The organism is Nocardia thraciensis (assembly GCF_054782435.1).
The window spans coordinates 156,779-171,222 of the sequence record NZ_BAAGSM010000033.1 but is presented as its reverse complement, the minus strand read 5'-3'; the positions used below and the strand labels follow the sequence as shown (position 1 = coordinate 171,222).

At 69.0% G+C, this 14,444-nt stretch carries 13 protein-coding genes; 10 read left to right on the top strand and 3 right to left on the bottom strand.

The features are described 5' to 3' along the window. The first annotated feature begins 152 nt into the window (after positions 1-152). From ACYVLQ_RS21910 to ACYVLQ_RS21895, 4 genes are all read left to right on the top strand, one after another. A complete protein-coding gene (locus ACYVLQ_RS21910; RefSeq protein ID WP_460699378.1) occupies positions 153-1,034 on the top strand; it encodes an oxidoreductase in 882 nt (293 codons plus the stop codon). Between the two features lie 116 nt (positions 1,035-1,150). Next, positions 1,151-1,624 carry a carboxymuconolactone decarboxylase family protein gene (locus tag ACYVLQ_RS21905; RefSeq protein ID WP_460699377.1) on the top strand — a complete coding sequence of 158 codons (474 nt, stop codon included), beginning with the start codon at positions 1,151-1,153 and terminating at the stop codon, positions 1,622-1,624. 246 nt (positions 1,625-1,870) lie between these two features. Continuing rightward, entirely contained in the window at positions 1,871-2,974 is a 1,104-nt protein-coding gene (locus tag ACYVLQ_RS21900) for a 3-deoxy-7-phosphoheptulonate synthase (protein WP_460699376.1), read from the top strand. A gap of 122 nt (positions 2,975-3,096) precedes the next feature. Further along, positions 3,097-3,741 carry a LysE family translocator gene (locus tag ACYVLQ_RS21895; RefSeq protein WP_460699375.1) on the top strand — a complete coding sequence of 215 codons (645 nt, stop codon included), beginning with the start codon at positions 3,097-3,099 and terminating at the stop codon, positions 3,739-3,741. A gap of 80 nt (positions 3,742-3,821) precedes the next feature. Here the strand turns inward: ACYVLQ_RS21895 and ACYVLQ_RS21890 are convergent, their stop codons facing one another. Beyond that, a complete protein-coding gene (locus ACYVLQ_RS21890; RefSeq protein ID WP_460699374.1) occupies positions 3,822-5,009 on the bottom strand; it encodes a pyridoxal phosphate-dependent aminotransferase in 1,188 nt (395 codons plus the stop codon). Positions 5,010-5,275: 266 nt separating this feature from the next. Then, positions 5,276-6,283: a LacI family DNA-binding transcriptional regulator gene (locus ACYVLQ_RS21885; protein WP_460699373.1), complete on the bottom strand. Its 1,008-nt coding sequence runs from the start codon at positions 6,281-6,283 to the stop codon at positions 5,276-5,278. A gap of 144 nt (positions 6,284-6,427) precedes the next feature. Between ACYVLQ_RS21885 and ACYVLQ_RS21880 the strand changes: the two genes are divergently transcribed. Then, a complete protein-coding gene (locus tag ACYVLQ_RS21880; protein ID WP_460699372.1) occupies positions 6,428-7,843 on the top strand; it encodes an L-fucose/L-arabinose isomerase family protein in 1,416 nt (471 codons plus the stop codon). Positions 7,844-7,927: 84 nt separating this feature from the next. On the opposite strand, the gene ACYVLQ_RS21875 is transcribed toward ACYVLQ_RS21880, so the two are convergent. After that, positions 7,928-8,851 (bottom strand): sigma-70 family RNA polymerase sigma factor, encoded by a 924-nt coding sequence (locus ACYVLQ_RS21875; RefSeq protein ID WP_460699371.1) that lies wholly within the window; start codon positions 8,849-8,851, stop codon positions 7,928-7,930. Between the two features lie 98 nt (positions 8,852-8,949). Here ACYVLQ_RS21875 and ACYVLQ_RS21870 point away from each other — a divergent pair, with 98 nt between their 5' ends. From ACYVLQ_RS21870 to ACYVLQ_RS21850, 5 genes are all read left to right on the top strand, one after another. Further along, positions 8,950-9,549, top strand: coding sequence for a GNAT family N-acetyltransferase (locus tag ACYVLQ_RS21870; protein ID WP_460699370.1), 600 nt, complete (start codon positions 8,950-8,952; stop codon positions 9,547-9,549). 167 nt (positions 9,550-9,716) lie between these two features. Continuing rightward, entirely contained in the window at positions 9,717-11,375 is a 1,659-nt protein-coding gene (locus tag ACYVLQ_RS21865; RefSeq protein WP_460699369.1) for a DNA repair helicase XPB, read from the top strand. A 68-nt stretch (positions 11,376-11,443) separates the two neighbouring features. Continuing rightward, a complete protein-coding gene (locus tag ACYVLQ_RS21860) occupies positions 11,444-12,109 on the top strand; it encodes a DUF3239 domain-containing protein (protein WP_460699368.1) in 666 nt (221 codons plus the stop codon). A 44-nt stretch (positions 12,110-12,153) separates the two neighbouring features. Beyond that, a complete protein-coding gene (locus ACYVLQ_RS21855; protein ID WP_460699367.1) occupies positions 12,154-12,795 on the top strand; it encodes a LysE family translocator in 642 nt (213 codons plus the stop codon). 55 nt (positions 12,796-12,850) lie between these two features. After that, the gene (locus ACYVLQ_RS21850; protein WP_460699366.1) at positions 12,851-14,275 is read left to right on the top strand and encodes a M1 family metallopeptidase; all 1,425 of its coding nucleotides are present in this window, start codon (positions 12,851-12,853) and stop codon (positions 14,273-14,275) included. Positions 14,276-14,444: the final 169 nt, after the last annotated feature.

Below are 14,444 nucleotides of genomic sequence, written 5' to 3'. Positions count from 1 at the left end.
CAATCGTCGGTGGTACGTAGCGTTCATTCGGGCCCGGACACGCCGCTTTCGGGCCGAATCACCATTCGGGCTAATTGGGGGCTAATTGCTGCCGAACGATCGCATCCGCCGGGCGGGAGACGGCGGGGCGTCACCGCTCTAGACTCGTCTTCGTGACAGGTTGGGACACTTCGGACATCCCCGGTCAGAGTGGCCGCACGTTCATCGTCACCGGCGCCAACAGCGGGCTCGGCGCGGTGACCACCCGGGCGCTGACCGCGGCCGGTGCGCAGGTGATCATGGCCTGCCGCGACGAGGTGAAGGCCCGCGCGGTGGCGAACTCGCTCGGTGAGCGAGCCCAGGTGCGCCGCTTGGACCTGGCCGATCTGGTATCGGTTCGGCAGTTCGCCGAATCGGTCGAGCGCGCCGATGTGCTGATCAACAACGCCGGGGTGATGGCGGTGCCGCTGCGCCGCACCGCCGAGGGCTTCGAAATGCAGATCGGCACAAACCATCTCGGGCATTTCGCGCTGACCGGCCTGCTGCTGGACAAGATCACCGACCGGATCGTCACGGTCTCCAGTGGCGCGCACGCGATCGGCAAGATCGACCTGAACGACCTGAACTGGGAACGCCGCCGGTACGAACGCTGGCAGGCCTACGGCCAGTCGAAGCTGGCGAATCTGATGTTCGCCTACGAACTGCAGCGGCGGCTCACCGCGGCCGGTTCGGCCAAGGTGTCGGTGGCGGCCCATCCCGGTTATGCCGCAACGGAATTGCAGTCGCATACCGAATCGTTCCTGGATCGGATCATGGCGGTGGGCAATCGGGTGCTGGCTCAGAGCGCCGAGATGGGCGCGCTGCCAACGCTGTTCGCCGCCACCGCCGAGATCGAGCCGGGCGCGTTCTACGGGCCCACCGGAATGCGCGGCCTGCGCGGATACCCCGGCCGCAGCGGATCTTCGTCGGCCTCCCGCGACGAGGTCACCGCTCGGCGGCTGTGGGAGCTGTCGGAGCAACTGACCAAGGTCACCTACCCCTTCTCTCGCCGCTGACCTATCGGCCGTTTGTGGCACAGGTCACCTTCCGTCGCTGTCACAGCTCGGGGTGCCATGCCGTCGCCTTCATATACGGACGCCGCGCCCCCGCGGCCCGAGGTCAGGAGACAGCGATGGAACCCCGATTCAACCTGTACGCCAACGAGATCGGCGCGAAGGTCGTCAAGCGAGTCGGCAATGTCGGACTGGTGATCGACCAGTCGACCCTGCCGCACGCCACCCAGGAAATGGTGAAGCTGCGCGCCAGCCAGATCAACGGCTGCGGATTCTGCACCGATATGCACTCCAAGGACGCGCTGGCCGCGGGCGAGACCCAGGTGCGGCTCAATCTGGTCGCCGCCTGGCGCGAGGCCACCGTGTTCACCGACGAGGAGCGGGCCGCGCTCGCGCTCACCGAGGAGGGCACCCGCCTCGCCGATGCCCATCACGGCGTCAGCGACGAGACCTGGGCGCTGGTGCGCAAGCACTACGACGACGATCAGATCGCCGCGCTCATCTCGCTGATCGCGCTGATCAACGCCTACAACCGGCTGAACGTGATCTCGCGTATCCCGGCAGGCAGCTACGAGCCGGGGATGTTCGGGTAGGTCCACGGCCTCGCATGCGTCGGGAACGGGTGTGGCGGTTCTCACGGGCGGTCGGGCATCTGTTCAGGCGCGCGACAGCGGCTGGTACAGTCGCGATCGTGCAGCGCGCGTATTTCTGGTTTACGAAGCCGGCCCCGGGTGGGCCGGTCGGTGAACCGCGCTGACCTTCTCCCACCCCGAGCCGGACGACCAGTCGGCTCGACGGGAAGCGCTCTCGGTGGGTCGACCTGAGAAAAGGAACCCACGATGACCCACGCCGCCGATGCCGATGCGCCCTCGAAACCCGGGACCGTCGCGGATCTCGACGATCAGCGCACCCTGAGCATCAGCCCGCTGCTGTCGCCCGCCGACGTGCGGCGTGACCACCCGATCGACGAGGCGCTCGCCGAGACCGTGCGCGCCGGCCGCCAGGCCACCGTCGACGTGCTGAACGGCTCCGACGACCGCCTGATGGTGATCGTCGGCCCATGCTCGGTGCACGATCCCGAGGCCGCGACGGACTACGCCCGGCGGCTGGCCGCCAAGGCCGCCGAGGTGTCGGACCGGCTGCACGTGGTGATGCGGGTGTACTTCGAGAAGCCGCGCACCACGCTCGGATGGAAGGGCCTGATCAACGATCCGCACCTGGACGGGACCTTCGACATCAACACGGGCCTCGGTCTCGGGCGGCGGCTGCTGGTGGACATCACCGCCTTGGGGCTGCCGGTCGCGTGCGAATTCCTCGATCCGATCACCCCGCAGTACATCGCCGACCTGGTCTCCTACGGTGCGATCGGGGCTCGCACGGCCGCCAGTCAGGTGCACCGGCAACTGGCCAGCGCGCTGTCGATGCCGGTCGGCATCAAGAACGGCACCGATGGCGACGTGCAGGTGGCCGTCGACGGCGTGCGCGCCGCCGCGGCCAGCCACGTTTTCCCCGGCACCGGCCTGGACGGGCGTTCGGCGCTGATCCGCACCGTCGGCAATCCGGACTGCCACGTGATCCTGCGCGGCGGCAGCACCGGCCCCAACTACGACGCGGCCTCGGTGGCCGAGGCGTGCATCCGCCTGGAGAAGGCGTCGCTGCCGCAGCGGGTCGTGGTCGACGCCAGTCACGGCAACAGCAACAAGGACCACACCAAGCAGGTCGACGTCGTCACCGATATCGCCGAGCGGCTCGCCGCCGGGGACCGCAGCGTCGTCGGGCTGATGATGGAGAGCTTCCTGGCCGCCGGTCGGCAGGACCTCACCCTCGGACGCGCCGCCGACCTCGCCTACGGCCGGTCCATCACCGACGCCTGTCTCGACTGGGACACCACCGCCATCCAGCTCGACCGCCTCGCCGACGCCGTCGCCGCCCGGCGCGACTGACCCGAATCCCGTTGCCGCACATCCCGGCTCGATAGCCGGGGTGCGGCTGGCGGCGGCAGGGGGTCCACCGGTCGCGAACTGGCTCGTGACAGCCGCGGGACCGCCGTAGCAGCATAGGCGTCATGATCGAGATGACCGCGGTGGCGGGTGTGGCGGCGGCCGCGCTCGGACTGGTGCTCACCCCCGGCCCGAATATGGTGTATCTGGTGTCGCGGACGGTCTCTCAGGGGCGTCGCGCCGGGTTCGTCTCGCTGGCCGGGGTCGCGGTGGGATTCCTGATCTACCTGGTGGCGATCGCGGTGGGGATCACGGCGATCTTCGCGGTGGTGCCGGGCCTGTATCTGACGGTGAAGCTCGCCGGCGCCGCCTATCTCGCCTGGCTGGCGTGGAAAACGCTGCGGCCCGGCGGGATGTCGGCCTTCACGCCGTCCGAACTTCCCGCCGATCCCGCGCGGCGGCTGTTCACGATGGGTTTGGTGACCAATCTGCTCAATCCGAAGATCGCGATCATGTACATGGCACTGATCCCGCAGTTCGTGGTGCCCGCGCGCGGGCAGGTGTGGCTGCAGAGCCTGTCCCTGGGCGCCGTGCAGATCACGGTCGCGCTGCTGGTGAACGGACTGATCGTGCTCGGCTCCGGCGCCATCGCCGCCTTCCTCGGCGGCCGCCCGCTCTGGCTGCGGATCCAGCGCTGGGTTACCGGCGCCATGCTCGGCGTGATCGCCGTCCTCCTCGCCACCGACCGCGCCCGCCCCGTCCCCGCCTGAACCCCCTGCGCGCACCCCGCGCACGTCCCCGCATCCCGTGCGGGAGTCGATACGGGGCGCGGGAAAGTTCGGTGGTCGAGTCAGGGGGTCGTCGACCGTGCGGGATGTGCGGTGTGGAGGCGGCGGACTGCCTCGGTGAGGGTGCTGTCCTGTTTGCAGAAGGCGAAGCGCACCAGGCGGTTCCAGGAGTTCTTGTCGTCGGCGAAGACGCTCAGGGGGACGGCCGCGACGCCCAGGCGCTCGGGGAGTTCGCGGCAGAAGGTGTGGGCGTCGTGGTCGGTCAGTGCGGAGATGTCGGCGCAGACGAAATAGGTGCCGTCGCTTCGCTTCACATCGAACCCGGCGTCGGATAGCGCCTGGGAGAGCAGGATTCGCTTCTCCGACAGCGAATCACGCAGCGCCGCGACCCAGGCCATCTCGTGTTCGAGGGCGTGGGCGACGGCGGGCTGGAACGGGCCGCCGCCGACGAACGTGAGGAACTGCTTCGCCGCGAGCACGCCGTCGATCAGCGGGGCGGGTGCGCAGGCCCAGCCGATCTTCCAGCCGGTGACGCTGAAAGTCTTTGCGGCACTGGATATCACGACGGTGCGCTCGAACATGCCCGGCAGTGTCGCGATGCTGATGTGTTGGTGGCCGTCGAAGGTCAGGTGCTCGTACACCTCGTCGGTCACCACCAGCAGGTCGTGCTCGCGGGCCAGTTCGGCGATGGCCATCAGGTCGCCTCGGCCGAGTACGGTACCGGTCGGGTTGTGCGGCGAATTCAGCAGCAGCATCCGGGTTCTCGGGGTGATGGCGGCGCGCAGGCTGTCGATGTCGAGGGCGAATCCGGTGCCGTCGGGGATCAGCCGGGCGGTGCGCCGGGTTGCCCCGGCCAATGCGACCGCCGCGGCGTAGGAGTCGTAGTACGGCTCGATCAGCACCACTTCCTCGCCCGGCTCCACCAGCCCGAGGATCGAGGCCGCGATCGCCTCGGTGGCGCCCACGGTCACCAGTACCTGGCTGCCGGGGTCGTAGTCGATGCCGTAGCGCCGCGCCCGATCCGCCGCGATCGCCCGCCGCAGCCCGGGCATGCCGCGCCCGGGCGGATATTGATTGACGCCATCGGCGATGGCCTGGCGGGCCGCCTCCAGCACGGCCGCGGGCCCGTCGGTATCCGGGAACCCCTGCCCCAGATTGACCGCTCCGTGCTCGACGGCGAGCTCGGTCATCTCGGCAAAGATCGTCGCCCCGAACGGACGCAAACGAGCCACGGTCGCACTCTCCTCCATACGCACCAACGTAACCTGCCCCCCAACCCACCCCCACGCCCGTTCCCGCACCCCGCGCCCTTTCCCGCACCGCCTCCAGCAACTGCAGCGGGTGCGCGAACGTGCACGGGGTGCGAAGAGTTTGTCCCGTGGCGCAGACGGGGTCGATGCGCGTGCGGTGGGCCGTGGTGTGTGCGGTTGTTCTCGCACCTCGTGCGTGTTCCCGCACGGGTTGCAGCAGCTGTGGCGGGTGCGCGAATGTGCGCGGGGTGCGAGGGGGCGGGGAGTCAGGCTATGGCGGGGCGGTGGGTGCTGGCGCGGGGGCGGAGGTGGGCGGGGAGGACGAGGCGCTGGGGTGGGGAGTGGTCGCCGGAGACGCGGCGGAGGAGGAGTTCGGTCGCGCGGCGGCCGATTTCGTAGCTGGGCTGTTCTACCAGGGTGATCGGCGGGGCGAAGCCAGCCCAGCTCATCTCGTCGAATCCGGCCAGCAGCAGGTCGTCGGGGAAGGTGACCCCGGCCTGGGCCAGGGCCGCCAGGGCGCCGACCATCATCAGGTTGTTGCCGACGAACAGGCCGTCGGGACGGCCGGGGCGGGCGAGCAGGGTGCGGGCGGCGGCGCGCCCGCCCTCGATGCGATAGTCGCCGCGCACCTCGAGGGCCGGGTCGGGGCGCAGCCCGGCGGCGCGCAGTGCGGCGCGATAGCCCGCCAGGCGGCTGGTCGCCGTCGAGGCGTCGGCGGGTCCCGTGATCATCGCTATGCGCCGGGCGCCCGCGGCGACGAGATGGTCCACGGCCTGCTGCGCCGCCTTCTGGTTGTTCACGGTGACGCTGTCGATATCGGCCCGGCGCAGGCGCCGATCGATGGCCACCACCGGGATGCCGCGATCGGTGAGCGCGTCTATGCGGCTGGCCGTGGTGGACGACGGGGCCAGGATCACCCCCGCCATGCGCTCGGCCGCGGCGACCTCCAGATAGCGCTGCTCCTTGTCCAGGCTCTCGTCGGAATTGGCCAGCACCACCGAGTAATCGCGCTCGCTCGCCGCGTCCTCCACACCGCGGGCCAGCGCGGTGAAGAACGGATTCTGGATATCGGCGATGATCAGGCCCAGCACCCTCGTCGCCCGGGTGCGCAGCGAGCGGGCCTGGCTGTTGGGCCGGTAGCCCAGCTTCGCCACGGCGGCATCGACGCGCTCGCGCAAATCCTCGGCGACGCGCGGATCGCCGTTGAGAACCCGGGACACGGTGGCCGCGGAGACACCCGCGAGCGCCGCGACCTCGCGGATCGTCACCGCCATGCCTCACCACCTTCGCGCGCCGTGAACTCGAGAATCCGGCCTTGACCGGCTCGACCCGACGAACCTATGGTAGCGAGAAATCGTTTTCTGAGATCCATGTCACACTCGGGTGGGGCACCCCACCGAGGGGGCGAGGAGGCCGAAATGGCTCGCATCGGATTGCTGTCGATGTCCGACGGACGCGACTTCGTACACCAGGGCATCACCGGATTCATCGCACAGTCGGCGGCGACCGTGGCCGATGCGCTGCGCGAGGCCGGGCACGAGGTCGTCGTCGCGGAGACGGTGAGCGACAACCAGCTGGCCACCAGCCAGGCCCGGTGGCTTGCCGATCAACGCGTCGACCTGACCGTATTCCATTACGCCGTATGGGCTTTCCCGCATTTCACGATGCTCGCGGCGGAGGCCACCAGCGGACCGCTGCTGCTGCTCGGCGGGCTGGACCCGGTGCAGCCCGGGATGGTCGGAATGCTCGCCGCCGGTGGCGCTCTCGACCAGGTAGGCCGCCGTCACACCCGCGCGTGGGGCGATATCGGTGATCCGGCGACCCGGGACCGGATTCTGACGCGGGTCCGCGCGGCCGCCGCCACCCAAGCGCTGCGCGGGTCGACCTTCGGCCGCATCGGCGGCCGCCCGATGGGTATGTACACCGCGGTCGCCAATACCGACCAGTGGATGCGCACCTTCGGCGTCGATGTCGAGGAGATCGATCAGTGGGAGCTGGTGCGTCGCAGCGATCTGGTGGAGGCGAGCCGCGTGCGCGGCGCCCGGGAGTGGCTCGAAAAGAACGCCGCCGGAGTGCATTACGACGGCAAGAGCCTCACCCCCGAGACCCTGGAACGCCAGATCCGTTCCTACTACGCGATGACCGAGCTAATCGCCGAGTGGCGCCTGGACTTCTCCGGCATCAAGGGCCAGCCCGAGCTGACCAACCACTTCGCCACGATGGACATCACCGAGGCCTTCCTCAACGACCCCTACGACTGGGACGGCCCCAAGCCCACCCACGTCACCTCGACCGAATCCGATATGGACGCGGCGCTGACGATGCAGCTGCTCAAGGGGCTGTCCGGCACGCCGGTGCTGTTCGCCGACGTCCGGCACTACCACGCCGACAAGGACGTCTGGGATCTGTGCAATTCCGGCCAGCACGCCACCTGGTTCGCCGCCCGCTCCGACGACCCGCTGGAGAATCTGGCCAAGACGCATCTCTATCCCGAGGTGTTCTTCTTCCCGGCGGGCGGCGCCGCGGTGCATCATCTGGCCGCGCCGGGGGAGTTCACGCTGGCCCGGCTCACCCGCCTCGACGGTCGCTACCGCATGCAGGTCATGCGCGGCGAATTCGAGCACTACGACGCCGCGACGAACGAGGCGATGATGCGGATGTCGACCTTCGAGTGGCCGCACGCCTTCGCACGGCTGCACGTCGATGCCGGTGAGTTCCTGAACCGCTTCGGCGCCAACCATATTCACGCCATCCCGGGAGAGCACGTGGCCGAGCTGCGCGCGGTGTGCGAACTGCTCGGCATCGACTACGACGGGTTCGGCGACGCGGCCTGAGCGGTGCGCCAGGCAGTACTGGATGTGCGAGGATCGTCAAGGCAGTACGACATGCCGGGCAAGGTCGGCGGCTGGTCCGCCGGGCTACCGCGGCAGCCGGATACCGCGCAGCTTCGCCGGATTGACCAGATCGTAGGTGCCCCAGACCAATCCGTCGCGGACGGTGAATCCGATGACGCGGGCGGGCGTGCCCGGGATGCCGTCGCGCGGTGCGCGTTCGGGCAGCAGCGCACCCAGTTGCCCGTTCACGTTGACGAATTCGAAGGCCACCGCGTCCGGGCCGAGCAGGTCGAAGCCGTACATGCGCTGCAGCGCGATGATCAGGCGGGCGATCTTCTCCGCGCCCACGATGGTCCGGATCGCCGTGCGGGTCGTACCGCCCGCGTCGGCGGTGAATACGGCGTCCGGATGCAGGGCCGCCACCACCGACGCGAGATCGCCGGAGTACAGCGCCTCCAGCAGCTTCTGGACCGCGGCGGTGTGCTCGGCGTCCGGGGCTGGTTCCGGTTGGCGGGCAACGGATTTGCGGGCGCGGGTGGCGAGCTGGCGGGCGGCCTCGGGGGAGATGTCGAGGATGGCGGCGATCTCGTCGAACGGCACCGAGAAGCCGTCGTGCAGGACGAAGGCCATGCGCTGCGGCGGGGTCAGCGTATCGAGGACCACCAGCGCGGCGAGGCGGCAGTCCTGTTTGCGGACAACGGCTTCCAGCGGGTCGGGCTGCTGCGACGGCTTGGTGGCGGTGACCACCGGCTCCGGTAGCCATTCGCCGACATAGGTCTCCCGCCGCACGGCCGCGCTGCGCAGGCGGTCCAGGCAGATTCGGCTCACCACCGTGGTCAGCCAGGCGCGCGGGTCCTCGATCTCGGACTGCCGCGCGGTGGCCAGCCGCAGCCAGCTCTCCTGCACCGCGTCCTCGGCGTCGGCCACGCTGCCGGTCAGCCGATAGGCCACCGAGAGCAGGTGCGCCCGATGGGATTCGAAGAGATCGGCGAGCAGAGCGGCAACCATTGTCGGGATTCTACGGTCGGGTCGATATCGCCTCGACCAGCGGTCCCGGCAGCGAAAAGGATTGGGTCCGCACACCGCCCGCGTGACAGCATGGCGACATGGTGGACACCAGGCTCAGCGACGGCACGGTCTGGCTCTCGCGGCCGATCGCGGCCGATATCGACGCCATCGTGGAGTGCTGTCAGGAGCCGTCCATCGGGGAGTGGACCACTATCCCGGTGCCGTATCGCCGCGAGCACGCGGAGATGTTTCTGGCCGAGATCGTCGCGCCGGGCTGGGACGCCGCCCGGCCGACCTGGGCGGTGCGGGAATCGGTGGACGGGCCGGTCGTAGGCATGGTCGGCGTGATGGGCATGGTGCTGCACGGCGGCCACGAGAGTGCGGCCGCCGAGATCGGCTTCTGGCTGAGTCCGCGGGTGCGAGGGCGCGGCCTGATGACGCGGGCGGTGCGGTTGGCCTGCGATTTCGGGTTCAGGTCCGACGGGATGGCCCTGCAGCGCATCGAATGGCGCGCCATGGTCGGCAACCACCCCTCGGCCGCCGTCGCGCGCCGGACCGGCTTCCGCTACGAGGGGTTGCTTCGCCTCGGCGGTGAACAGCGCGGGCGGCGGCGCGATGTGTGGATCGCGGGACGCCTGGCCACCGATCCGGTGGGACCGGCGGACGGGTGGCCGGAGGGGATCTGCCGTAGGTCCTGAACCCTGGTCGTCGGCGCCGTCCTGGGCGGCATGGCCGGTTTCTTCATCCTCCGACCACCCCGCCAGGCCGCGCGAGCTGCGCCCATAGAGAACAATGGGCGGCTCGCGCGGTCGTGTCGGTCCGATCGGGAACAATGGACCACGGCCCGAAATCCTCAGGAGGCGCCGTGACCGACGGACCGCTCATCGTGCAGAGCGATAAGACACTGCTGCTCGAGATCGACCACGAGCAGGCCGATGCCGCGCGGCAGGCTATTGCGCCGTTCGCGGAGTTGGAGCGCGCGCCCGAGCATGTGCACACCTATCGGGTGACGCCGCTGGCGCTGTGGAATGCGCGGGCGGCGGGGCACGATGCCGAGCAGGTGGTCGATGCGCTGGTCAACTATTCGCGGTACGCGGTGCCGCAGCCGCTACTGGTCGATATCGTCGACACGATGGCCCGGTACGGCCGGTTGCAGCTGGTGAAGCATCCGGCGCACGGGCTGGTACTGGTGAGCCTGGACCGGGCGGTGCTGGAGGAGGTGCTGCGGCACAAGAAGATCCAGCCGATGTTCGGCGAGCGCATCGACGACGACACCGTGATCGTGCATCCCTCCGAGCGCGGGCGCATCAAGCAGATGCTGCTGAAGATCGGCTGGCCCGCCGAGGACCTGGCCGGGTACGTAGACGGCGAGGCCCACCCGATCGAGCTGGACTTCGGCACTCACGAATGGCACTTGCGCGACTACCAGGAGATGGCGGCGGAGTCGTTCTGGGCCGGGGGCTCGGGCGTGGTGGTGCTGCCGTGCGGCGCCGGGAAGACGATGGTCGGGGCGGCCGCGATGGCCAAGGCGGGGGCCACCACGCTGATCCTGGTCACCAACACCGTCGCCGGGCGGCAGTGGAAGCGCGAACTGCTGGCGCGCACGTCGCTCACCGAGGAGGAGATCGGCGAGTACTCCGGCGAGCGCAAGGAGGTCCGCCCGGTCACCATCGCCACGTACCAGGTGATCACACGCAAGACCAAGGGCGAGTACAAACACCTGGAACTGTTCGACAGTCGCGACTGGGGCCTGGTCATCTACGACGAGGTGCATCTGCTGCCCGCACCGGTCTTCCGGATGACGGCCGACCTGCAGTCGCGCCGTCGCCTCGGCCTCACGGCCACCCTGGTCCGCGAGGACGGCCGCGAGGGCGACGTGTTCTCGCTGATCGGCCCCAAGCGCTACGACGCGCCGTGGAAGGACATCGAGGCGCAGGGCTGGATCGCCCCGGCCGACTGCGTCGAGGTGCGAGTGACGCTCACCGACGCCGAGCGCATGAGCTACGCCACCGCCGAACCGGACGAGCGCTACAAGCTGTGCTCCACCGCACGCACGAAACTCCCGGTGGTCGAGTCGATTCTGGCCCGGCACAAGGACGCCCCGAGCCTGGTGATCGGCGCCTATCTCGACCAGCTGGACGAACTGGGCGAGCACCTGAACGCCCCGGTCATCCAGGGTTCCACCCGCAACAAGGAACGCGAGGCGCTGTTCGACGCCTTCCGCAACGGCGAGATTCCGGTGCTGGTGGTGAGCAAGGTCGCCAACTTCTCCATCGACCTGCCGGAAGCATCTGTGGCGGTGCAGGTTTCGGGGACCTTCGGCTCCCGCCAGGAAGAGGCGCAGCGCCTCGGGCGGCTGCTGCGCCCGAAACACGATGGGGGTCAGGCACACTTCTATTCCGTCGTCGCGCGTGACACCCTGGACGCCGAATACGCCGCGCACCGGCAACGTTTCCTCGCGGAGCAGGGATATGCCTACCGCATCACCGACGCGGACGACCTGCTGGGTCCGGCGATCGGATAACGGCGGGCCGCGTCACCGTAGACTGTTTACCGGAGAGACGGCCTCCGCATATGGTAAGGACATGAGACGTGCGACGCTTCGAATTCGCGGTGGACCGCGACCACGCGCGAGCGGTGAACGAAGTGCTCGCGTCCATCCGCCGGTTGCGCATCCTGGGATTCGCCGCGGCCATCGTGCTCGGGCTGGGGACCGCGGGCCTGATCTGGCTGAGCCACCCGTACTCGTTCCTGCTCGCGGTCGCCTTCGCGCTGGGCACGATCATCGCGCTGTTCGTGGCGGTGTGGACGCCGTACCGCTCCCGCATCGAGAAGCTGTACGCCGAGGGCGACCTGGTGCCCGCGGTGGTGTCGGACAAGCACTCCCGCGGCGTCACTCTGCTGGCGCTGGTCAATATCGCCAAGCCCGGTTGTGACCCGCGTTATGCGCTGATCACCCGGGTGGTGCGGGCGCTCCCGGGCCATCGGCAGTGGCCGGGTGAGCAGGTCCCGGCGGTCACGGTGCGCGCCGATCGCGCACCGCGGTCGGTCGGCGATCTGCGCCAGGCGGTCAGCGCCATGCCCATCGCCTGGGGCACCCGGGACATGGCGGAGATCGACCGGGCCCGCGCGGCGATCAGCGACGTCGAATGGAAGCTGCTGACCGACAATCTCGCCCTGGCCGAGAAGGTGCGGAAGGTGGATTCCAAACGGCTGCTGCTGGATCCGCAGCAGTTGCCCGGGGAACTTCGGGGCTGATCGAATCCGTCCCGCGGGGTTGCGGCCCTCAATAGACTGACGTGGTGCTACCGGTCACCAATCTGCTGACGTTTCTGGTCGCGGCCACGGTCCTCATCGTCATTCCCGGCCCGGGTGTGCTGTTCACGATCGGCCGCGCCCTCACCGACGGCAAGCGGGCGGCACTGATCTCGGTGGCCGGTCATTCCTGCGGCGTGCAGGTGGTGCTGACATTGGTGGCGGCCGGTCTCGGCACGCTCGTGGCGGCGTCGTCGATCGCGCTGAACATCGTCAAGTTCACCGGCGCGCTGTACCTGATCTATCTCGGTGTGCAGTCCATCCGGGAGCGACGGTCGCTGCGTGCGGCGATGTCGAACGTGACCCGGCAGCCCGCGCGGAATCGCCGGGTGTTCCGGCAAGGCTTCCTCGTGGGTGTGACGAACCCGAAGGCGATTATCTTCTTCTCCGCCGTGCTGCCGCAGTTCGTCGATCCGGCGGCGGGGCCGATACCCGTGCAGATGCTGATTCTCGGCGTGGTGTTCCTTGTCATCGCGCTGGTGTCCGACAGCCTGTGGGCGCTGCTGGCCGGTACCGCCCGCGACTGGTTCGCCCGCTCGCCGAAGCGGCTGGAGGCCGTCGGCGGCGCGGGCGGCGTCATGATCATCGGCATGGGCGCGAGCGTGGCGGTCTCGGGCACCAGCCATTGAGCCCACTAGCATCGAGCGACGGTCGGCACGCCCGTGCCGGAAAGGGGCTCGCTGCATGGCTTCACACACTTGGTTGCGCTGCCTCGCGGCCGGACTGCTGGTCGCGGCCGCCCCGGTCGCACCGATGGTCGGACAGCCCGCGTCGGCGCGGGCCGCGGCCGACCCGTTCGTGGGTGCCGCCGGGCTCGGCGACCCCTACTATCCCGATGACGGCAACGGCGGATATCAGGTCGAGCACTACGCTCTCGCGATCGACTACGACCCGCCCAGTCATCGACTGGCGGGCACCGCGCGGGTGAATGCCGTTGCGACGCAGGCGCTGCGGATGTTCTCCCTGGATTTCGCGGGCCCCAAGGTCTCGAAGGTCTCGGTGAACGATCTCCCGGCCGGATTCGCCCGCGAGGGCGAGCACAAGCTGACCGTCACCCCGGCGGTGCCGGTGCTGCCCGGACTGCCGTTCACCGTGACCGTCGAATACGCCGGGACCCAGGGCGACAACCCGGGCAACGGCTGGACGCTCTCGCCCAGCGGCGGCGCTTTCGTTGCGGGCGAGCCGCATTCGGCCACGACGTGGTACCCGCTCAACGACACACCCTTGGACAAGGCAACTTTCGATCTGACAGTGACGGTTCCACAAGAGTGGGATGTCGTTTCGAACGGGCTGAAGGTAAGCGACGCGGCCGTGGGCGCGAAGCGGACCGTGCGGTGGGCGGTGCGGCATCCGACGCTGGGCTACCTCACCACCGTCGCCATCGACCGGTTCGAGTTCCTGGAGCAGCGTCGGGCCGACGGCACGCCGCTGGTCAGCGCGTTCGCCCCGCAGGCGGTGAAGCACCGGGAACTGGAGGAGCGCCTGCCCGAGGTGCTCGACTTCCTCGAATCGCTCTACGGCCCATACCCGTTCGACAGTGCCGGTGGGATCTACATCGACACCGATCTGAAGATCTCGCTGGAAACCCAGACCCGGCCGACCTACGCGCCGTGGACCGATCTCAACACGCTCGTCCACGAGAACGCCCATCAGTGGTGGGGTGACTCGCTGTCGGTGCGGCAGTGGTCGGACGTCTGCCTGAACGAGTGCTTCGCCAGCTATACCGCCGACTACCTGTGGCCGGAGCGCAAGGAGGGCGAGGATGTCGACGCGCTGTATCGCGAGACCGTGGCGAAGTTCCGGGACGCACCCGAGCGGTGGGAGACGCGCCTGCAAAACCCCGGTGCCGAAAAGGAATTCACCGCGGTCTACTACCGGGGCCCGCTGTTCCTGCATGCCCTGCGCAACCTCGTCGGCGACGACGTCTTCTTCCCCGCGATCGCCGAGTTCGTGCGGGCACACGCCTACGGCAACGCCTCGATGCCGGAATTCCGGGAGTTCATGCAGTCCAGGACAGGGATCGACCTGTCCGGATTCTTCGCGGCATGGCTGGACGGTACGGAGATTCCGCCGGACGAGCACCTGTACCCGGCGACGTTGCGCGACTGAGGTTTCCGGCCAAGAGCATGCCGGAAATGAGGAAGTAGGGCATGCCGGGATGAGGAGCTGGGGGCGTGCCGGGATGGGAAGGTGGGGCGTGCCGGGATGGGGAAGTGGGCGTGTTGGGAAATGAGGTAGTTGGGTGTGCCGAGATGGGGAGGTGGGGCGTGTCGGGAAC

Bases quoted from the DNA above. Each gene is read 5' to 3' on its own strand.
- ACYVLQ_RS21880 (WP_460699372.1), top strand. From the start codon at position 6,428: ATGGCTCGCATCGGATTGCTGTCGATGTCCGACGGACGCGACTTCGTA.
- ACYVLQ_RS21900 (WP_460699376.1), top strand. From the start codon at position 1,871: ATGACCCACGCCGCCGATGCCGATGCGCCCTCGAAACCCGGGACCGTC.
- ACYVLQ_RS21870 (WP_460699370.1), top strand. From the start codon at position 8,950: ATGGTGGACACCAGGCTCAGCGACGGCACGGTCTGGCTCTCGCGGCCG.
- ACYVLQ_RS21905 (WP_460699377.1), top strand. From the start codon at position 1,151: ATGGAACCCCGATTCAACCTGTACGCCAACGAGATCGGCGCGAAGGTC.
- ACYVLQ_RS21875 (WP_460699371.1), bottom strand. From the start codon at position 8,851: ATGGTTGCCGCTCTGCTCGCCGATCTCTTCGAATCCCATCGGGCGCAC.
- ACYVLQ_RS21885 (WP_460699373.1), bottom strand. From the start codon at position 6,283: ATGGCGGTGACGATCCGCGAGGTCGCGGCGCTCGCGGGTGTCTCCGCG.
- ACYVLQ_RS21890 (WP_460699374.1), bottom strand. From the start codon at position 5,009: ATGGAGGAGAGTGCGACCGTGGCTCGTTTGCGTCCGTTCGGGGCGACG.
- ACYVLQ_RS21850 (WP_460699366.1), top strand. From the start codon at position 12,851: ATGGCTTCACACACTTGGTTGCGCTGCCTCGCGGCCGGACTGCTGGTC.
- ACYVLQ_RS21895 (WP_460699375.1), top strand. From the start codon at position 3,097: ATGATCGAGATGACCGCGGTGGCGGGTGTGGCGGCGGCCGCGCTCGGA.